Annotated in this window: 12 protein-coding genes; all 12 read right to left on the bottom strand. The window is 47.4% G+C overall.

All coding sequences use genetic code 11. From position 1 onward, the window contains the following. Window positions 1-447 precede the first annotated feature (447 nt). Window positions 448-2,394: a stalk domain-containing protein gene (locus GC098_RS13855; protein ID WP_171643733.1), complete on the bottom strand. Its 1,947-nt coding sequence runs from the start codon at window positions 2,392-2,394 to the stop codon at window positions 448-450. 154 nt (window positions 2,395-2,548) lie between these two features. After that, window positions 2,549-3,646: a chymotrypsin family serine protease gene (locus GC098_RS13850; RefSeq protein ID WP_246358595.1), complete on the bottom strand. Its 1,098-nt coding sequence runs from the start codon at window positions 3,644-3,646 to the stop codon at window positions 2,549-2,551. 173 nt (window positions 3,647-3,819) lie between these two features. Then, the gene (locus GC098_RS13845) at window positions 3,820-4,299 is read right to left on the bottom strand and encodes an NUDIX hydrolase (RefSeq protein WP_171643731.1); all 480 of its coding nucleotides are present in this window, start codon (window positions 4,297-4,299) and stop codon (window positions 3,820-3,822) included. 45 nt (window positions 4,300-4,344) lie between these two features. Then, window positions 4,345-7,836, bottom strand: coding sequence for an AAA family ATPase (locus tag GC098_RS13840; RefSeq protein ID WP_171643730.1), 3,492 nt, complete (start codon window positions 7,834-7,836; stop codon window positions 4,345-4,347). Between the two features lie 467 nt (window positions 7,837-8,303). Further along, window positions 8,304-9,482 (bottom strand): exonuclease SbcCD subunit D, encoded by a 1,179-nt coding sequence (locus GC098_RS13835; protein WP_171643729.1) that lies wholly within the window; start codon window positions 9,480-9,482, stop codon window positions 8,304-8,306. 80 nt (window positions 9,483-9,562) lie between these two features. After that, window positions 9,563-13,513: a helicase-exonuclease AddAB subunit AddA gene (gene addA / locus GC098_RS13830; protein WP_312880110.1), complete on the bottom strand. Its 3,951-nt coding sequence runs from the start codon at window positions 13,511-13,513 to the stop codon at window positions 9,563-9,565. Between the two features lie 22 nt (window positions 13,514-13,535). After that, a complete protein-coding gene (gene addB, locus GC098_RS13825) occupies window positions 13,536-17,066 on the bottom strand; it encodes a helicase-exonuclease AddAB subunit AddB (protein WP_171643727.1) in 3,531 nt (1,176 codons plus the stop codon). Between the two features lie 195 nt (window positions 17,067-17,261). After that, window positions 17,262-17,744, bottom strand: coding sequence for an SRPBCC family protein (locus tag GC098_RS13820; RefSeq protein WP_171643726.1), 483 nt, complete (start codon window positions 17,742-17,744; stop codon window positions 17,262-17,264). A 20-nt stretch (window positions 17,745-17,764) separates the two neighbouring features. After that, the gene (locus GC098_RS13815) at window positions 17,765-18,880 is read right to left on the bottom strand and encodes a citrate synthase/methylcitrate synthase (RefSeq protein ID WP_171643725.1); all 1,116 of its coding nucleotides are present in this window, start codon (window positions 18,878-18,880) and stop codon (window positions 17,765-17,767) included. A 166-nt stretch (window positions 18,881-19,046) separates the two neighbouring features. Then, on the bottom strand, window positions 19,047-19,814 hold the full coding sequence (locus GC098_RS13810) for a glucose 1-dehydrogenase (protein ID WP_171643724.1): 768 nt from the start codon (window positions 19,812-19,814) through the stop codon (window positions 19,047-19,049). Between the two features lie 119 nt (window positions 19,815-19,933). After that, the gene (locus GC098_RS13805; protein WP_171643723.1) at window positions 19,934-20,917 is read right to left on the bottom strand and encodes an aldo/keto reductase; all 984 of its coding nucleotides are present in this window, start codon (window positions 20,915-20,917) and stop codon (window positions 19,934-19,936) included. Between the two features lie 57 nt (window positions 20,918-20,974). After that, on the bottom strand, window positions 20,975-21,862 hold the full coding sequence (locus tag GC098_RS13800; RefSeq protein ID WP_216625266.1) for a TolB family protein: 888 nt from the start codon (window positions 21,860-21,862) through the stop codon (window positions 20,975-20,977). Window positions 21,863-22,061: the final 199 nt, after the last annotated feature.

Raw genomic sequence — 22,061 nt, 5'->3', positions numbered from 1 at the left:
AAAGTGCAACAATTACTGCCTAAATCTCGCCTCACTCCCTTCGTTGTTGCATAATGTACAGCAATTTGGCCCTATACAGGCCATTTCGTGACAAATGGGCTCAAAATGTTGTATAAACTGCAACTTCAAGTTGCGAAATAGCCTTTAGGCGTGTGAATTGATGTATAAAATACAATATTGACTGAGTAACCACTATAGCCCATTTGCTCTCACGAAAGCTAAATGACACTAAAATCGAATTTTGGAGTTGAATACCAGTTGTTAGGAGGCATAATGAATCAATCGACAGTCTCCAACATACAACATCTTCAGTGTATCCTGTAGAAACTTAAGGAAATTGTTGTACAAAGTAATACTTGCCTTCCTAATTCATAGGAAAAAAGCTGCTCAAACGCTCTGAGTATCTTATCAGGCGATGGAACAGCTTCTTTTCTTGAAGTCATTCTTCTATTTAGTTGTAATCGTAACCGTTCTACTTGTGCCATCCCAGGCGACTTTGCCGCCAAATGTTTCCCCAACAAATCGAGCAGGCGCAAGTGTATAACCATTCACCAGCTGAGCTGGCTCATCTAACTGCACAGCCTTGCCGTTCACATACACCGTTTTCTGATCAAGAGTTAGGCGCAACGTTGTACTTCCTTTTTTGGCTGTAACTGTTCTAGTTGCTGCCTCATAATCAACGGTTGCACCCATTGCTTCGAAAATCGCACGCAGTGGCGTTAATGTTGATCCTTTTACGATGACAGGCGCTTGCTCAAATTTCTGCTCTTTCCCATCAATTTCAACTGATACTTGTGAAGATAAACCGAAGGTACGCAAAGCTGTTTGTTTACCGGCTTTATTATAAACCCTGATCTGAATGACGGAACCCTCCGGAACATCCCCAGCTCGCAGCTCCAGACCATAAGGCAGATCTGTTTGAGAAGCAATCACTTGTCCGTTTAAGATATATTCTACTTTGCCAATGTAAACGTCAGGTATTTTGACAAAGGGAATTAACTTGGTTTGTTTCGTAAAAGCCTGATGATTCGCATCTACGGGTACATAACCCATACGATCATTAGGTTTTGCTGCGTCTGTTACCTTGGACAACAAATAAGGATTAGCAATTAACTTGCTGTAGTAATTTTGGATCTCAGATGAAGTGGAAAGTGAATAGTCGTTTTTCGCGTTTTCCATCTTTTGATCGACATTAAAGTAAGTGATAGCCTTCAATCTTGGATATTTATAAGGCATAATCTCATATAAACGCTGCAGATTAAGTTTCGCCCATTCCGTGAAGTCTTCGCCTGCCGAGTGTGCGTAATGCGGGACTCCCGTTTCACTTAACATTAACGGTTTACGGTCCGAATAGGTGTTGTAAAGCCTCGTTAACCTCTCAACACTGCTCATAGAAATCATGGAAGGCAGAGAAGGATCCCCGTTTTCGTAAGGCTCAATATATAAGCTAACCCCAACCCAATCTACATAAGCATCTCCCGGATAATAAGGGTCAATATCATTTGCTGGTACATCACCAGGACTCCAAACCATTGCGACATTTGGAGCTTCAGCAGCGAATACATCGTGCAGCATACGGAATTTAGCAATATATTGGGCAGGGTTGCCATGCCATTTGACCCAAGCGCCATTCATCTCCCCTGCAAAACGCAAGAAGATCGGGATTCCTGCCGCCTTGGCATCTTGTGCCCATTTGCGCAAATAGGTTCCGTCAGTAACAGGATCTAGGCCATCGTCAGGTTCCCACGCAATTTGTAATGCGCCACCTGCATCTTTAGCTCTCTTCGCATACGAAGCAGGGAATCCTTGACCCCAGTGTGCGTATGCCAAATAAATCGCGTGCTTTTTACCATAAACAGTTTCCATCTTCGTAAAAATATTACCTACCTTGGGATCCTGCTCCGAATATATCCCTAGATAAGTGCCATATGTAGGTTCAAACTTGGCCAATTGGCTGTTCTTAGGCAAGGCTAACTGTTGTACCGTCGATTCATTACGTTCTTGTCTATACAATTCAACCGTTGTTCGAATTTGATCGGCACGCTGCAGCTTAACAGCCCCCCAATCCTTCCCTGCTTTCACCCAATACTCGTTTTCGGACTCGTAATAGCTAATCGCTTGATCGTAATCACCGAGTGTATCGTAATATGCGGCCAAGTTTCCGTTAAATAAAGCTGCATTCTCCCATTCTCCAGCGCTCGCATAGTGATTAGCCAGGAATTTCCAATGCGGCACAGCCTCATCTTTATTCCCACTTGCACGAAGTGACTCTGCTTTCTGCCAATGATCCCATACGATGTCTGCACGAGCAGGCGCCGGCGCACTTGCTAGGCTAGCTGTGATAATTCCTACAGCCAACGTTATAATTCCAATTCTTTTTTTAGTGAGTTTCAAGATAAGGTGACTCCCTTCGACCCTGCTGTAAGTTTTTATGTCCATAACTATTACGTTTCGAATGGAATAAAGTAGCATTTTGTCGAAAAATAAATAAAAAAGCAAAAAAACCAATCTGAGTAAACTCATTGGTTTTTGGATGTAATGACAGTATTTACTTAGATGACTTAACAAGTACAGCGCGAGTGCGTTTATGTTGTTCATCTGTTAATTGCTGAACGTATGAATAGTTGCCTCGCGGAGCAATCCCTTTAATCGCACCGGCTTTAAAAGTTCCACCTGGGGCTGGAATGGCAATGCGCAACCCGTACGTGGACATAACTGTACCAATTGGATTACTAATCGAACGGAGGCCATCCGCTGTACCTGCGAAATTGAGCGCCGCTGCAAAGCGATCCGATGCGCGAAGCCATACGGAACCGGAATCACCAGGGAGCGAAACAGCACCCGTATTCCCACGAATAACCGATTGATTTCGGAACAATAATGTCCCTAAAGTTCCTCCATAAGAAACACGTACATCCACATTATTGGATTCTACTGTTCCTCTGACAAACCCAGTTGTACGACCCGATTTAAACACTTGAAGACCGACAGGGTAGCTTAACAAGTGACCGGGAACTGTAACCAGCTGCCCCGATGAGCTGACTAAGTATCTTGGATTCAATAAGCTATTTGAAAATGGCAGGGCTATCGCTGAATCTTGGAAATTGACTTCACCTGGGCGCAATCTCACGAATTGAAAGGCTCTCCCTATGGTATTACCGGTAAGTGCTGCATCCGCTGGCCCTGGTTGCACGGTTGCTGAGAAGGCTGTGGAGTTGTTTTTAATGAGAACATGGTTGTTGCTCAGAATATAAAGCTGGTTGTTTTTAATCACTATGACGCCTGCTGTTCCTGTGGAGAATGGATCCGGTTTACCAATACTTACTCCCCCGGGGACGGGACGAATTCTATTGCGAAACAATGTTGGCCTAATGGCTTTTGGTTTAGAAGATGAGACACTCGTTTTAAACATCCCAGAAGGCACAAAACGAACGGGAACAGCCTTGCCTGCTTTGGCAACCATTCCTTTTAGGCTGCTCAGACTGGAGGGGACGGTTTTTTGATGCGTGTAAACAATTACGCCTGCTCCGAGTGACGGTTTACTGGGATCAGCATAGCCAACACCAACTGCCATGACCTCGGATCTTTTTAGTAAAACGGGGGAAATTCTGTTCTTATGTTTTAGAGCCTCATTAAATGTAGCCATTTGCATTCTCCTCTTCCCTAAAGATGTTGCAGTGTATGCCAACTTGTACGAGTCGGTTTGATGACTTCACCTAAAGATGATTTGGAGGATGTAAAAAAGGCTAACGAATTGGAGCGTCGTTAGCCTTGGATAGGGATATTGATTTGTGAATAGAATGCTAGATTCTTTGTCGCTTATGATTCATTTGTCACTTCATGCTTTATGATTTCAGAAGTCAATAGGACATGAATATCTCTTTTGATAAATTCGGGGTACACCTCAATTTGATTTAATTCATCAAATGAAAACCACCTAAAAATTAACCTGCCACCGTCTTCAATCCCATAAAATTCAGATTCCTTATTCATGATCTCGTTATTCTCTGGTAATGAAATCAAATAATAAAATCCGAGCTCATGAAAATTATTACCATTTTCTGTAAATATTAATTCATGCACATAACAAAGACGCTCCACATGTGATAAGACGCCAAGTTCCTCTTGTATTTCTCTCACGATTCCGTCACTTGTTGATTCATTAAACTCCACACGTCCTCCAGGTAAAACCCAGTAATCATGTTCTGGGGTTGTATGTAGGAGGATCTTGTTGTTATGGATAGCAATCCCTGCAACTCTAAAATTAAACTTATTATTTTGTCTTTCGAAAGTTAACAAATGTTCACCTTCCTAAGTAAATTCGGAGCAGTATACAAGAAAAAGCTACAGTTCCTCAACGACAATGCGGCTCCCGCGCCCAGATGGCTCTGCTGGGAGGACGATTAATTTACGAGCTAGACGAGCACGAAGCTCTGGAACGTGGGAAATAACACCCACGGCTAGACTATCCATATGAAGCTTCTCAAGCGCACCGATAACCATATCCAGCAGCTCTTGGTCCAGCGTACCGAAGCCTTCATCGAGGAAGAAGAATTCCAGCGGATATTCCCCTTTCAGCTGGATCTGTGCCGAAAGCGCGAGCGCTAACGCCAGCGAGGTAAGGAACGTTTCACCGCCTGACAGCGTGCTTACAGGGCGCTTAACCCCGCCGTTGGCATCGTCACGGATGACGAAGCCTCCTCCAGAGTCGACCTCAATCGCATAGCGCCGACGCGTTAATTCACTTAGCCGCTCCGAAGCTGCGCGGCTAACTTGCATGAGCTGCTCTTCGGCGAGGTATTCGACGAAGGCATTGGCCTTAAGCACGGCTTGTAGCTTGCCAAGCCGTTCCAGCTGCGTCGCCTGTTCGGCACGACGCGCCTCAAGCTCGCACCACCGCGCGTGCCGCGTAGCGAGCTCGCTCGCGCCCTGCGCCGCCTTGGCCCGCGTCTCAAGCGCGGCCTCGGCGGCCGCTTTCGCTGCGCTCAGCTGCGCCTGCGACTGCGCCCACTCGGCCGCGCTCAGCACGCGGCCTTGCAGCTTCGCTGCCAGCTGCGCCAGCTGAGCGCGCAGCGCCTGCTCGCGCTCGCGGTGCTCAGCCGCGAGCTGCGCCCACTGGCGGCGCTGCTCGGGCGCCAGCGCCGCGGCTTCTGCGGCTTCGCGCGACGCGAAGCCGTTATCCGTGAGCGCGCCGTGCAGCGCGCGCTCGGTCTGCGCCAGCTGCCGCGCGGCGGCGGCTGCGGCCTCTGCGGCGGCGCTGTAGCGCTGCGCCGCCAGGAGCTGCTCGCGCTGCGCAGCAGCGTGCGCGAGCTTGGTCATCTGCGCGAGCTGCCGCAGCTGCTCTAGCGCGGAGGTAGCCTCCGCGATGAGCTGCGGCACAGCCGCGCCGGGCGCGCGCAAAGCGAGCTGCCGCGACTTGTCGGCGGCGAGCTGCGCCAAGCCCTGCAGCCGTTCATGCAGCTGCAGGGCAGTACGGTCCTGCTCCAGTGCGGCGCGCTGGAGCTCGTCGATCTTCCCGTTTAGCTCGTCCAAAAACGGGATGCTCTTCTCAATTCGGCCGCGAAGCTCCTCAGCCAATCGCTCATTGGCAAGAAGCTGTTCAAGCTGCTGGTCCACGTCTATCCAAGAAAGCTCCGCATGACGATCCTGCCAACCTTTTAACTGCTCACCTAGCGTTGTTGTTATTGAAGTTAACCTGCTATCCGCTTCCGATAATAAGCTCGCAGACGCTTGTACTTGAGCACCTGCTTGCACGAATTGTTGTGCAAGATGTGCATGCTCTTTCTGCAGACTTTGGAAAGAATGTTCAAGTTCTTCAGACTGGGAAATACAGGAATCCAAAGTCATTTTCAACCCATTCCATTCCTCACGCAAAACCTCAAAACTTATATCTTCATGAAGCTCCCAAAGATTGGCATTAGCTCCTTCTTCTTTCCCAGCAGCTGCCTCACCCTCACTCCATGCCATTGTAAACTGTTGACTAACTACTTCACCCTGTCCCCGTCCCGTTGAAGTTGGAACATCCATATCAACTGCCTGTCGATGGACAGCAGCCAATCTACGCAGCAACTGCTGCCCCGTGAATTGACGCTCTTTTGCAAGCTGAAGCATCTCTTCTACTTGTCCAAGCAGTTCTTCATTTGCCTCTAGATCATTTGCAGTTTCAGCTGGGACTTCGCTATGCTGTTTTAACGGATGCTCTGTCGCACCACAAACTGGACAGTGTTCCCCCTCCACAAGCTCACTGGCAAGAATCGCCGCTAAAGCTTGACGCTCTTGCCTTTTCCAGCTCAGCTTCCGCCTCTCTTTGTAAGATTGTAAAGCAGGGACGAACTTGGTGAATGCTCCATTCTGTAAGTTAACCTCTAAACCCGTTTCCTGCAACTCCTTCAGCCATCCTGAGAATTTAACCTGAAAGACTTGCTGCTTGGCTGCCAATTGCAATTGACTTTGTTCCACTACCGAGTAAGCTCCAGCTTTTTCTTCTCTGGCCTTCTTTGCTTCAACCTCTTGGGCTTGGAGTTGTTCAATTGCCTTCTTTTCTTGTGACGCAGATTGTAACAGCTGTCGGGATACAGAATTGGTTTCCACCAATTTCAGTTGGTCTTTAAGCTCCGTTTGTTTAAGAATTGCTTTTTGTTTTGTTTCTATGTTTTTACTCACTTCAGCCTGCAAATGCGTTAAAGTCGCCTTGGCTTCAGCTTCTTGATTCTGAGTGGTTTTGATTTGACTTTGAACTTGTTCAAGCTCGTGCTGAATGACTAGAGCCTGCTGCAGTTGGTCCAAGCGCAATAAAAGCGGCCCTTCCTGTAAAGCCAACTCTTGCTGTGCATGTTCAAATTTGTGACCTGCTTGCTGATACGATGTTTCCGCTGTCTGCTGTGAAGCCGCTGCAATCTCAAGCTGCGTTTTCCCTGTCAACACATCTTTGACTGCCAAAGCATGCTGCTCCAAATAGGGTCTCACCTTTTCAGCCTGCTCTGCTTTTTGAAGAAGCAGTTCCTTCTCGAGGATTAACGCCTCTTGTTCCTGCTGCTTTTGCGTTTCTTGTTCCAGCGCTTCTTTCTCAATCTGCCATTGAAACACCTGCTTATGCTCGTCATAAGACTTCTCCTGCTGTTCCAAATGAAGACGACTTCGAACCGCTTCTTGTTCTGCTTCCAGAAGTCTGGCATTAGCATCGTCTAACGCTCTCTCTGAAGCATCACCAAGCCCCTGCTGCTCTGCAGCAAGCTGCTTAACTGTGCTGTCTGTTTCTTTCACTTTGGAACTAACCTTCGCGCTCAAATGGTCCCCATACTGTTCAAGGTGAAATAGCCTCTGCAGCATTTGCCTACGATCCTTGCCGGTCAACGTCAGAAATTCTGCGAATTTCCCTTGCGGGAGCACGACAGCTCTCGTAAAGTCCTGCATAGACAGACCCAAAATATGCTGTACCTGCTGATTCACCTCACCCGCTTTATCCGCAAGTACGATGGTCTCGGTCCCTTTGATATGTAAAAGCCGAGTAATGGTCCCGTTTATGGACATCTCCGCTCCACGCTTGAATTGCCGTTCGACACGATAACGCTCAGTGCCAGCCGCATTCGTCAGCTCAAACGTAAAAGAAACGAACAGCGTCTGCTCCGCATGATTCATAATCGCTTGCGTGCCTCCGCTAGCTCTTTCCACTTTGCCATATAACGATAGCGTGATCGCATCTAGAATGGATGATTTCCCACTACCCGTTGGCCCAAATATGCCAAACACGCCCGCATCCACTAATTGGCTAAAATCGATCGTCTGCATTTCCCGATAACTCTGAAGCCCGGACATCTGCAACTGGATTGGACGCATACGCTTGTCCTCCTTTCATAAAAGCAATAGAATCGCTTGTATATGATGTTTCATCTGTTTTTTCTTGGTTAATATAGAAATCAGCTTTCGTTTTTCAAAGTTATCCACAAGCACTTATTGGGCACAAAACGTTTCTTTCCTGTAACCAATCCGATGCAACTAGTAATCCTCAAAAGCAATTCATCAAATTTGCCTTAAAGTCATTCACTCCTGCTAAGAATACTGCAAAAACTGCAGCAAATTTTCACGCAGTATCCAGTCTCGAGGAAGTTAGATGCAAAAATTACATCAAATTCTTCTAAACTAAAGCTATTTGAGTATATTTGGCGATATTAGCTGCACTTTTCGCATCAAAACTCACATTAATTTCCATTTCTTGTGAAAAAGATGTACAAAATGCAGCTGCTTCTCCCAGCTCGTGGAAGAAAGAATGAAAGAGTAAGCCAGAGAGAGTCTGCCTCCCAAACCTACTCCCCAGCAGCATCCGCCAAATCCTTCTCCTGCAGCAGCTCCAAAAACAACCGAACCAATTCAGGTTCAGGCTGCGCACCGCCTGTTTGACGAGAGTAGAACCGCGTGAAGTGCTCTTCCATCGACAGATCAGATCTGGATACAACGGCCCGCACAGCCTCCATCTCCGGATAAATTGGTCGAATATGTATGAAGCCTTCATATGCTTTGCGAAGCGATTGAATCTGTTCGATAGACATGGCTTCAGTCATTGTGACTTCCAGGTCGATCCAGGCAGAAGCATCACGTTGTTCATCCAGCCATTGATGTACTTGTCCAATTCCTTCTTTGGCTTTCCAACTTACAAGTGGACGGCCCGAGGTCAGAAAAATCTCCTTTGGCTCGGCCGCTTGTCCCGGAGTCAGATCGAGAACTGTGACCGACTTCGCTTGACCCGCTTCTGAGAAGCTGTAGGCCATAGGAGAACCACAGTAACGGATAGGTGATGCTGCTTTCACATTTTGCGGTCTATGCAAATGGCCAAGCGCAACATATTGCGCTCCTGCCGTCAGAGCATTGGTATCCACCGTGTAGGCGCCTCCTACTTGGATTGGGCGCTCCGATTCCGTTTCATGACCGCCAAGTACGTACAAATGGCTCATGATCAGATTCACCGTGCCAGCTTCAAAAGAAGCCGCTTGCTTACGAATAAGTGCACCCACACGTTCAGAATATTTACTGCGCAGCACTTCCTCCTCGGCTACATCCGATAGAAGCTCCTTGAGTCTTGATTCCGACGGATAAGGGAGCGCAATCAAGCGTGCCAACTCACCTGTTCTAGCAACACCTATCGACTGGATGTCAGGGATCGGTAAGCCAATAATCGTGATCCCTTGTTTAGCCGCAAGCGGACCTGATGCTGCAAGCCGATCCGGATGATCATGGTTGCCGGAGATAATGGCCACTTGGCGCTTACCGCCATCAGCCAACCTGGCAATACCTTCATAGAAAAGCTGCTCCGCAGCAGCGGGAGGATTTACGCTATCATAGATGTCCCCCGCGATCAGAACCAAATCGATGCCTTGATCTTGCACAATCTGCACAAGCTCATCCATGAAAGCCGTCTGTTCCTCTAACCGGCTGCGACCTTCGAGTGTTCGACCGAAATGCCAATCCGCTGTGTGTAAAATTCGCATAACTCATCTCCTTCCTAAACATGTCATATGCTCCGTATCTATCTATCTATCTATCTATCTATCTATCTATTTATCCCCTTTTACATCTCCAACAATTTCGCCCCATCAAAGAAATACAAGAACTTCCCATTTACAGGACGCTTCCAAATATGTTCCACAGCACGGGTATACAGTGTTATTTGCTTCTCATAACGCACCATTAGTTCCGCATCACTGCTTCCCTTTACCGCATCCGTTTTATAATCTACCAACACGAGTCCAAGCTCGTCTTCGAATAAACAATCGATAACCCCTTGAATTAACACCGTCTCACCAATCGTGGAACGGTCTGTCCCAATGTAGACCTCATCCGCTGGCAGTCCGTAGCTAAATGGCACCTCACGCTGCACGTTCGCAGCTTGTACCATCCGTTTACCAACTTCTGTTTCGAAAAACTTCAATATAACCGGAATATCTACAACATCACATTGCTCTTGCGTAAGTGTTTGTTTGTTCAGCATCTCCTCGAGAGTTGCCTGTATACTCGATTCCGTCGGCGATTCCTGCAGAGATAGATTTTGCATAACAGCATGGACAACGGTTCCCTTTTCAGCTGCAGTTAGCTTTTTCTCTTCCATGAATTTAGGCCTGCGCCATACCGCAATCTTTGGCTTCACCTGAGACTCATCCAAAACAGCAGTTTCTGCTCCAGTTGGAAATTCCATTTCTCCCGCTAGGCGATTCCTTTCAGACAAACGCTTCATTTCCGACACAGTGGTCTTAGCAAAATGCTTTGGCGCACCCGGGTATTCGTATGTCCAAGAGAGCCGATCCTCCAACCAATCCTTCCATCTGCCCACTGTAGGTACAGAGTGACTATGATGAACGGCTGACATTCGGTCTGCGTCGGGTAACACACTCTCAGCTTCCAACGTTTCTTCCATTTGCAAGCTCTCGGGTTGGATAACCGTCAACTTCCACTGTGAAGGATCTTGCAGCAGACGCACGCCTGAGGATGCCTCACTAATACCAAGGCGCTCTCTCCACAGAGCCGCATCTGGATGACGAAGCAGAGCAGGTCCGACCCAATCGAGATAGCTCCTCGCTTTCGCAAGTTCAAAATCCGGCAAATACCAATCTGTCCTAGACAGATGACGCCCCCACCCACGCAGCAGCTTATCAAGCGATTTCACTGTGCCTAGTAAATACAGCTTTTCTCTCGCCCTTGTGAGAGCCACATACAAGACGCGCATTTCCTCTGCAAGCAGCTCTAACTTCATTCTTCTTTTGATAGCTAAGGAAGGCAGTGTCGGATAGCTTACACGCAAATTCGTATCCACAAAACGCGGTCCAAAGCCGAGCTCTTTATGCAGTAAAAAAGCTTCATTCAAATCTCGCTGATTGAACATTTTGGCCATTCCCGCCACAAATACAACAGGGAACTCAAGCCCCTTACTTTTATGAATGGACATGATGCGAACCACATCTTCTTGTTCGCCTAGCGCACGTGCTGTGCCTAGATCTCCGCCACTCTCTTTCATTCGTTCGATAAAACGCAGGAAGCGGAATAATCCACGTAGTGATGTGCTCTCATATTGTCTTGCACGATCGTATAACGCTCTTAAATTAGCTTGTCTTTGCATGCCACCCGGCAATCCGCCGGCGAAATCGTAATAGCCCGTTTGTCTATAGATGCTCCAAATTAAATCAGCAAGGGAGCCTTGTCTGGCGTCATTCCGCCAATTTTCCAGAAGCTCAAGAAAATGGTTCAGCTTTTTTAAAAGAGCTTCGTTATCATCAGACACTGCACTTTTAACTACCTGTAAGACAGACTCGTAAAAAGGCACTGATTTATCCGCGACCCTGATTTGTGCTAAATCCTCAGCGGTTAGCTGTACAACCGGTGAACGCAGTACGGCCGCCAATGGCACATCCTGATACGGATTGTCGATAACTTTCAACAAAGAAAGCATCACTTCTACTTCTGTTGCAGAAAAATATCCCGTGCTCAGTTCCGCATAAGCCGGTATGCCCTGTTTTTTGAGTTCTTCAATGATGACAGGAGACCACGCCTGCGTCGCCCGCAGCAAAATTACGATATCGCGATAAGTCGCAGGACGATCCCCGCCCGTTCTTTTATCAAAAACCTGAAAAGCTTCCTGTCCCCCTGCACCGAGCAATCCTCGAATTTGGCGAGCAATCGTGCGCGCTTCCAGCTGCGCTGTTTCCAGTTCTTGCGCTTCTATTACGGGATCAGAGGCCCCTACGGCATCTTCTCCAAAACCTTCTGACTCTTGATCATCGTTATCTTCAGTGAACGATTCACTTTTGTCTGGCACTTCCGTCCCACGATCGACAATCAGCACTTCTACTGAACAATCGGAAGCTGATGGCGGATAGCCCGCTCCGTATACAAGCTCAGCGCGCTCATCATAGGCGATTTCACCAACAGTTTCGTTCATCATTTGTTTAAAAAGAAAATTGACCGCATCGACAACCTGAATGCGACTGCGGAAATTACGCGCCAAATCGATTCTTCCACCCTCGGAAGACGTTTCTGGCGATTCATCCTTATTGGAACGGTACGCCTTATACTTTTCCAGGAAGAGACCTGGCTCAGCAAGACGGAACCGATATATACTCTGTTTCACGTCACCTACCATAAATCGATTACCAGGCTTCGTATTCGAGATCAGTTCAACAATAGCTTCCTGTACGCGGTTCGTATCCTGATATTCATCCAGAAGTACTTCCACGAATTGTCTGCGATAAGCCTGAGCAGCCTCGGACGGAATCAGTTCTCCGGGGATAGAGCCCTCTGCGCTAAGAATTTGTAAACAATAGTGCTCCAAATCGGCAAAATCGATCAAACCCTTAACTTGCTTCGCTTCTTGATACCGCTGTCCGAAATCCACAACCAGATCCACTAACGTGTGAAGCAAAGGAGCCATTTCGGCAATTTCTTGATGGAATTGTTCAGGTGTACGCCCGAACAGCTCTTCTTTCATTTTGTTAATTTGTTCTTTGGCTTTATTTCGTAGTTCTTTGACTTCCTCTTGCAGCTCTTTATCGTAGTCATCGCCCTTGCATGCTCTGAGCTTTCCGAACTCGACCGTCTGGAAACCAAGATACAAGACGGACCACGGATAGGTGGTCGTTTCACGCAAATTGTTTACGAGCAGCAAATCTTCTCGCAGATTGTCCAAATACGGGGCCGGACCGCCAGGCGATTCAGCGATTTGCTGCGCTTGCCGCAGCAGATCAGCGGCTCCTTCCAGCTCTAAAGACAGGTCGCGGATCAGACTCTGCTCCCAGATCGAATAGTCCGCTGGCGCAGTCGCAGCAGCAACGTAAGGCAGCGCCTCCTGCATAATGGAGGCTGCCTCATCCGGCACGTCCTGCGGTATCTGCGGCGCCGGTCCAAACATCGAAGCCGTCGCCCTTAGCCAGTACTCCGGCCACGGATGACTGCGCGACACATCATACAGCTTCTGAATAAGCTGCATGATCGCGTCGTCGTTACGCTCGCCGCTGAATGAATCGACTAGCAGCCAGAAGGCGCTGTTCTCTCCGCTCACGGCGTAGTACTGCTCAAGCATTTCGCCTAACAGGTCTTGGCGAAGCAGGTCAGCCTCCGTCTCGTTTGCGATACGGAAGCCCGGGTCTAACCGAATAAGGCTGAAGTAACGTTGAACGACTTCCAGACAGAAGGAATGCAGCGTAGTAATCGATGCGCGTCCCATCAGAGCGAGCTGCTTTCGCAAATGCTGCGAATGCGGCTGCTTCATCAACTCTTTTTCCAGTGCTTCACGAATACGATGCTTCATCTCAGATGCCGCTGCCTTGGTAAACGTCGCAACCAGCAAACGGTCAACATCAATCGGCTCCCACTCATTGGATATCCGGCGAATAATCCGCTCGACGAGTACGGCAGTTTTGCCTGAACCAGCAGCAGCGGCAACCAGCATATTTTGACCCTTGAGTGTAATCGCATCCCATTGATCATCCGTCCATGTACTGCCGGGAGGCTTAGGCTGTTGTTGTTTATTCACGTATGTACGCTCCTTTCTGCCTTTATGATTGGCTAACGTTTTGCTCCAGATCGGACCAAAGCTGATCTTTGCCCCGTTGTTTGAGCTGGTGAACCTCATTGCCTTCAAATAATGGATCAAATTGACAAATCGATTTATACGAGCAGTGCAGACAGGCTGTTTTTTTACCCAAACGGTACGGAGCAATATCCACATGTCCATCTGTGATACCCGTTCCGATCTGTTTGACCTGTTTCCGCACATATTTACGAAGTGTATCCCACTGCGCATCCGTTGCTACCGAAGAGGTTGAATAGAAGCTTCCGTCCTTCTTCAAGGCAACTGGGATAAGCTGTGAGTGACCGGCACTCTTCACCAGCTCATCGTCCATCATTCCGGCTACTTCTGCATCAGCGGTGATTAGGCCCTTCATTTTATAACGTTTGCGCAGCTCATTCTCCACTTCAGAGGGATCGAGCGCATTTTTTTGCTGGAGCATCGGATTGTGCACATGGAAATAAAGCACGCCTGCCGGCCTCGCCGCAATGCCCAGCCACTGCTCCGCATGCGTAATAATGACGTCCAAATACGTCAGCATTTGCAGGGAAAGACCGTAATACACCTCAGATAACTGTAAGGAGGTTTGACTCGATTTATAGTCAATAACGCGCAAAAGAACGCCTTGCTCGCCATCAGCTCTATCTACACGGTCAATCCGACCGATAATTTCCATGGTGCAGCCATTATCCAACTCGAAGGTCAGTGACGGCAATTCTTTGCCAGGTCCAAAATCAATCTCCAGCCCCAATGGCTGGAACTGTCCATGCTTGGCATGTTCACCGAGCACAACTGCTGCTCTGCCTACAACCTGCTTCAACTTTCTTGCTATGTAAGCATAACGGCTTGAGCTTAACAGAATTTCTCCTTGGAGCCTTGGCGCGAGCTCATCCACGACCTGAGCGGAACGCTCCATACATTGTTCAGCTGTAAGCGAACCCCAGTCGAGCTGGTCCTGCTGGAGTTTTTGGACAAACTGATTTAGCGCAGCGTGGAACAATTGCCCAATGTCCGGAGCATCTAGTCGATAAACCCGTCTTTCCTGCAGTCTTAAGCCATGGGACACGAAATGCGAGAAAGGACAAGCCACATACTTCTCCATTCTCGATACACTCGCACGTAAATTTTGCCCATATAGAAGCTTGCTTGTCTTCGAACTGAGGCCATTCTCTTTATTCGTATATTGCAGCGCCTGAACTAATGATTGCAGCTTCATCTGCCATGCAGGCTGCTCGGCATACCAATTGTACGTTTCCCACCAAAGGTCAGCCATTCGTCCACCTAACATCCAATGCTTCATTCGAACAGCCAAATAGGAGATGGCTTGAATGGGGTGTGAAATATAAGCAGCCTGTTCGCCTTCTGACGATTCTGCTGCTGGTTCAGCAAGTAAAAGCGGGGCTTCTGTTCCCAGAAAAAGCTGACGCATCTGCTTGATTAGCTCCGAAGGAAGAAGGGATTTCCCTTCTTCGTCGGCAAGCGGGTAGCTCATCCAAAGTCTTTTACCTGGTACGGTTAGCGACGTATACACAATGAACTGCTCGTCCAGCAGTTTGCGGCGAGTACCATCCGCCATTGGCAAGCCCGACTCTGTCAGTACACTTCTTTCCGCTTCTGTAAGAACGCCTTTTTCATCCATTTGAGCAGGGATAACCCCATCGTTGACGCCCAAAATGTAAGCATATCGAATCCCGCTGGAACGTGTCCGATCCATGCTTCCAATCAATAGCTGATCCATCGAAGGCGGCACTAAGCCTAGCTTCATACTCTCCATACCGGTCTCAATAAGTCCGTTAAAAAGCTCCAGACTTAAGGAGTCTTCCCCCATCGTCTCCACCAATTGATCGAGCATATCCATGACACTATCCCACATTTGGCCATGCTCTCGCGCTTTTTCTGGCTTCCCATCTTGGATCGCTTGCCCACTCCAGGACTCTAATTTCTCAGGAGCTTGTACAGTGACCAGAAGCTCATATAGCGCTTCAACCTGATCTTTGACGGTGATTGCTTGCTGAAGACGTTTCGAAAAGGCAAGAAGCGGTCTTACAACCCATGCTTTGCTCGTATTTAAGGATTGCAGCTCTGCCGTTTGCTCCTGTACACCATCGTCCGCTTGCTCCAAATTAGCTCGGAATTTAAAGGTCCATGGCTTGCCATCCGTCCATCTGTACCCTTGAATGCCGAAGGCAAGTACATAATTCTCTAATTTATCCAGCTCCGTCCGCTGGGAAGCTGCTTCCATTGGCAGCAGCAGATCCGTTTTGACACACCGAAATACGGCATCGTAATGCCAATTATGCTGCACAACTTCCAAGGCTGAGCGAATGAATTCAACCAGTGGATGATGAAGGACTGACCGCTTTTGGTCAAAAAAGTGAGGAATGTCATAATCGGTCAAAACCGCTTTTAACAAATCCTGATAGCCCTCCATGTTCCGTACCATGACAGCAATTTCCCGCCATCGAACGCCATGTTCACGAACTAGCAGCAGCATATCCCGCACAGCACCCTCAACCTCAGCACGGCGATGGACAGCCTCTCTAATAACAAGCTGGTCACTTAATTTCTCGTTTGGCGCAGGCTTATATTGCCCAGCACCGCCGCCTATACGTCGATCGAACTTCCGTTCTAAATAGCCTAAAGCCGGACTATCTTCATAGCGCGGCGAAGTTTCAGGAGCCAAGAGATGAACTTCAGCTGCCGGTAAACCAAGCTTCCATATGAGTTCTTGCATCCGTACCATCGTGGTTGCTGTCGGGTGAAACAAATCCAGCTCATCGGGCGTATCCCCGGCCTGCAGCTCACGATCAAGACAAAGTGTTACCGTCACCTGTTTGCACGCAGCGAATAGTGCGCCAAGCACCGCAAACTCTTGCGGCGTAAAGCCGTGAAAACCGTCGATCCATACCGATGCCGACCGCAAATAAGCGGAATTCGGTATTTGCTCCGCCAACAGCGTTAAATAATCCTCGCCATCCAAATACTGACGGGAAAGCTCAGATTCAAATTGCCGATAGATCAGCTGAATGTCATGCATTTTATCACGAAGCAGACCGCTCTCTCCAAGCGTTATAACACGTCTATTCTCGTGTTCTTCCAGCTGCTTAGCGGTTACGCAATACCGTTTCATTTCTGTGAAAAGCTGATTGAGGCGGTCGACGAACCCCATTTGCTCCGCCGAATGACCGAATAGGTGAAGCTCGTCTTTATATTTATGTAAAATGCTGGTTAACAGCAATTTCTTGCCTGTATCATCAATGGGCAGCCTCGCTGTACCGCCTTCTTCTTGCATGACACGCCATGCCAAACGGTGAAAACTTAACACCTGAGCGCGGATCATTCCACGAATGCTAGGATCAGAGACGAGCGCATGCTCTGCCTGAAACGTTGCTTGCTCCGGTACTAATAAAATGAGCGGATGACCTTCCGGCTCTGCCGCCAAATGCTGCTTCATCTCTGTTAGGCAGCGTTCGCTTTTGCCACTTCCGGCTCTGCCGATTACGAATCGAATGGACATATACAGGGCCTCCTTAAAGCTTTTCTTGGAAAGCTTGCTTCGTAAGCATATAATTTGTTCTCATATCTCTCCTATTCTATCATACTTTTGGTAGAAAAGAGGTGTGGGAGATGATGGGCTTTCGCTAGAACAAATAAGCTGCTCCCTCGCCATTAGGGCCGAGAGATCAGCTTATTTGTCTCATAAGATTTTTTTCTAATCAATACTGCTGACTGCTATTTTGTACTTTTCATACCACTTTTCCCATTCGCCTTTTGGAAAGTCCATGAAGTGTCCATCCAATAAAGCGTACATCATATCGAGGCAAATGTGCCATCCAGATAAATCCTTGGGTGTATGATCTGTTAATGCGCTAATAAACTCATTTAATACGAGTAAACAGCCTTCCGGCTTTGGGTATAATTCGAAGCGAACACGATCATTACCCCACTCGAATTCCAGGACGGAGTATGGCTTGAAATCTGTAATTTTCATATCGATAAATGTCCCTGATTCGTCCTTCATATCGAATTTGATATTTCCCCCGATGCGAAGATCCTCAACTTGGAGATTTGACATCCATCTGGCAAGCTTATCATTCTCCGTTAGAGCAGCCCAGACTTTTTCAACGGAATGTTTCAATGGACGATCGAAGCGAGCGATATAGCCTCTCTCAACTTTTTGTATGGAAGCTAACATATTCTTTATTCCTCCCGATTTTATGGCTGCTGCAAGGCAGCAGGCATCTCACCGATATAGACGGATTGCGGCCGAAAAATACGATTACAGCTTGCTTGTTCTAGCAAATGAGCCGTCCATCCGACCATTCGGCTAGCTGTAAAGCTAGGTGTAAATAGAGATTTCGGCAAGGCGATAGCCCGCATAACGGCTGCTGCATAAAACTCCACATTCACATACAATTTCCGTCCAGGCTTATAGACAGCCAACAAATCGACGGCCAGCATTTCAACGTAAATAGCAAGTTCGAACCAAGGATCCTCTGAGGCTAATTCCGTCATGATTTGCCTTAGTGCTTCTGCTCGAGGATCGCTCGTTTTATAAATTCGATGTCCAAAACCCATCAGTCGATTACCCGATTCCAGCTGTTCAATCAACCATGCTTCCGCACGATCTTTGGTTCCTATTTCAGCCAGCATATGAAGGACTTCAGATGGTGCTCCGCCATGAAGCGGCCCTTTCATCGCGCCAATCGATGCGCAAAGAGCTGAAGCAATATCAGATTGTGTAGATAGCACTACACGTCCTGCAAACGTAGAAGCATTCATCCCATGTTCCATTGCTAATACGAAATAAGCCGTTAACACCTTCACATGTACAGGCTGTGGTACTGTTCCAGTCAGCATGTACAAATAATTGGCTACATGATCCAGCTCTGGATTAGGTTCAATGGGCTGAAGTCCCAATGACTGTCGATACTTATAAGCAATAATGGTTGGCAGCAAAGCTGTATATGCCAAGACTGATTCATATTGGGGAGGCCAAGCAGATTCCTTTACAGACTCTGTTCCTAGAAACGAGATCGCTGTTCGCAGCACACTCATCATATCGCATTCCAATGGCAGCAAATTTATGGCAGCTTTCAATGTTTCGGACAAACTCCGATGCGCCGACCATTGGGCTCTGAAATTGACAAGTATCTCCTCTGTAGGCAGCTCACCATGCCAGAGTAAATAAGCCACTTCTTCGAAACTCTTATTCAAGGCTAACTTCTTAGCCTCATAGCCGCGATATACAAGATATCCTTTCTCCCCATCCACCAAAGACAATTCTGTTTCTGCTGCAATAATGCCTTCTAAACCTGTTACGGATGCCATATTGTCATCTTCCTTTCGATGAGAAGTGAAATCGTTCTTTCCTCATCTTAGTCGGTAATGACAGTTTCATCCAATTGGAGTTTTCTTTCATCTCGATAAATAAAATTCAATAAAATATATGTATCAATCATATAAATTTATCGATATGACATCATTTATGATATTGCTATTCTTCTTCGTAAATCATTTTAACGCTCATCCCACCATCAATTGTTAGATTCTGACCGGTGATGAATCCAGCCTTTTCACCGGATAAGTACAGACAAGCATCGGCGATATCCTCAGGCTTCCCGACCCGGCCTACTGGGTGTTGCTTTCGATCTGTTTCCGAATGGACAGCGATTTCCTTCCGTGAAGAGAATTGCCATTCTCTTACCTCGATCCAGCCTGGAGATATCGCGTTTACGCGTATACCATAGCCTCCTAAACTGACAGCCATTGCGTGCGTTAATGCAGCAATTCCACCTTTGGAAGCAGAATATGCCTCCGTATTCGGTTCTGACATGAAAGCTCTTGTAGACGCCATGTTAATGATAGAACCACCTTTCCCGTTCTGCTTCATAATTCGAGCCGCTGCTTGCGAGCAGAGAAAAGCCCCACTCAGATTAACGGAAATAACACGTTGAAACTGCTCTGCCGTGAGCTCTAATACATCTGCAACGTGAAAAATACCTGCATTATTAACCAGCACATCGATTCCACCCAGATCAGTGGCAGTTCGTTCAATCCAATGACGGACTTCCTCTTCGTTGGACACGTCCAACTTCAGGAACATCGCATCATCCGTGTATGGGCGAAGTAGCTCAACCGTTTCCAAGCCAGCATCCTTATCGACATCCGCAATAGAGATACCATATCCTTCTTGAGCGAAAGCCAGAGCAATAGCACGCCCTATGCCTTGACCTCCTCCAGTAATCGCAGCAATTTTCCTCATACAGTACTTCACCTCTAGTAGGTTAATAAGACTATTTCCATTACTTTACTGTGCCCATAAAATCGGATAGCATTATTACCCAGCCAATCTTTTTGAGGACTAAGACCTCACAATTCCTCTTAGTAGGGCCCCCGAATATGATCTTTCACTTTATCTTGATAAAAGCTTTGGATACGTTTTAGCTCCTCTGGTGTGAACGAAGGAACATGTACTGTACCGAGGTTATCCTCTACCTGACGTTCGTTTTTAAACCCTGGAATTACGCAAGTAATGTTCGGATTGTCCAGAATCCAGCGCATTGAAGCTCGGGCCATATTTCCACGGCCTTCCGCAATCCATGTCAGCTCCCTGGACAGCTCGACACCTTTATTGAAGGGCAGTCCTGCGAACGTTTCACCTACGTTGAACTGGGCTCCGTCTGCATTGAAGTTCCGATGGTCATCCGCAGCAAATGTGCTAGTTTCTGTAAATTTTCCGGTCAGTAGTCCGCTTGCTAACGGTAATCTTACGAGAATCCCTACACCCGCAGCTTTCGCCTGTGTAAATAATGATTCGGCAGGTTTTTGGCGGAACAAGTTGTAAATGACTTGAAGTGCCTTCACGCCAGGAATGCCGATAGAGAACAAGCCTTCTTCAACTGTCTCTACGCTCACCCCATAATGGCGGATTTTACCTTCTGTTTTTAGCTTCTCCAGTACTTCGAACACATGACCATCCTTCAAGATGGAAAGCGGCGGACAGTGAATTTGATACAGATCGATTCTTTCACGTTTCAATCTTTTCAAGCTGCTCTCACAATAATGACGTACTGACTCCTCAGAGTATGTACTAAGATCGTGAATATCGCCTGCGCGGCAAAACTTCGTTGCAACGTGAATTTTATCTTCTTTTCCTTCGGTGGCTTTAGCTAAAAGCTCTTCCGCATGGCCACTGCCGTAAACATCAGCCGTATCAAAAAAGTTTACCCCCGCGTCCATTGCATGATGTAGACCTTTCAGCGCCTCATCATCATTTGAGTGTCCCCATCCGCCCCCAATTCCCCATGTACCGAAGCTAACTTCACTAACTTGAAGCTCTGTGTCTCCCAGTTGACGATATCTCATACGCCTCTCCTCCTTCGTCTTATTGCTCACAATTTGTGTGATGATTATTCGACATATCTAATCTGTTTCCTTTGGCTGATAGCTGACAAATGCCAGCTGCCTGCTATCGGGCGACCAAGAATTGACGTTGATTGTACCCTGTCCCCCGAACAGCTTAACCAGTGTACGAAATTCACCGCCAGCACTAGACATCAGTCGAAGTTCTACATTCTTATTCGCCGGATGGTCTCCAGGGGCGACATCATCCTTGTAGTAGGAAATAAAGGCTACGGATTCTCCATTGGGGGAGATATGCGGGAACCAGCTGTTGCTTTCATCAAACGTCATTTGTGTCTGTTCACTGCCGTCGGCATTCATTCGCCAAACCTGCATAAGGCCTGTACGTACTGAGTTGAACCAAATATGCATGCCATCCGGCGAGTATTCGGGGCCGTCATCAAGACCAGGAGAATCAGTCAGCTGCGTTTCAACACCGCCAGTTACAGGGATGGTGTAGATATCGTACTGGCCGTTCCTCTCAGCGCAATAAGCTAATGTGCTGCCGTCTGGCGACCAGCCATGCAGATAACTGGGTGCCATGGGTGTGATGAGGACCGGATTGCCGCCCTTTAAGGGCAAAACATAAATACGCGATTGACCATCCTCCTGAGTATGGTGACTTACCGCGATTTGAGAATTATCAGGTGACAGCACATGGTCATTGTTACATTGTGTGGCATATCCCGTGTCGATAATTGTACTTTCTAGCGTCGCAATGTCGAAGGAATAGAGACGGCCTAAGCTGTTATAAATGAGCCGCTTACCGTCAACCGTCCAGTTAGGTGCTTCAATAAGATCGTCGAATTGGGCCAAAACCTTTCGTTCACCGGTCTGAATATCCACGGTTTCAAGGGTACTAATCACATTTCGACCTAAGATTTTGTTAGGTTGCTTTAAAGTATTCATTTGTTGTTTGCTCCTTTGCCATTTCATTGTTTGAAGTGGGATCTTACTCTGAGGAGATCATAAATTACATTGGGTATGTATGTATTCAAGTGTTTCTTTTGTTTTACCTTCTTTCCATCCGTTACAAATTTGGTTGCTGATAAATAGTTCAGATCAAAAATCCGACTGCATTGCCTGCTCTTAGAAGCTGAGAGGTTCT

It is taken from the genome of Paenibacillus phytorum, from assembly GCF_013141715.1.
In the GTDB taxonomy this organism is placed as follows: Bacteria; Bacillota; Bacilli; order Paenibacillales; family NBRC-103111; genus Paenibacillus_E; species Paenibacillus_E phytorum.
The sequence above is the reverse complement of the archived record's forward strand: the minus strand, read 5'-3'. Positions and strand labels throughout refer to the sequence as shown.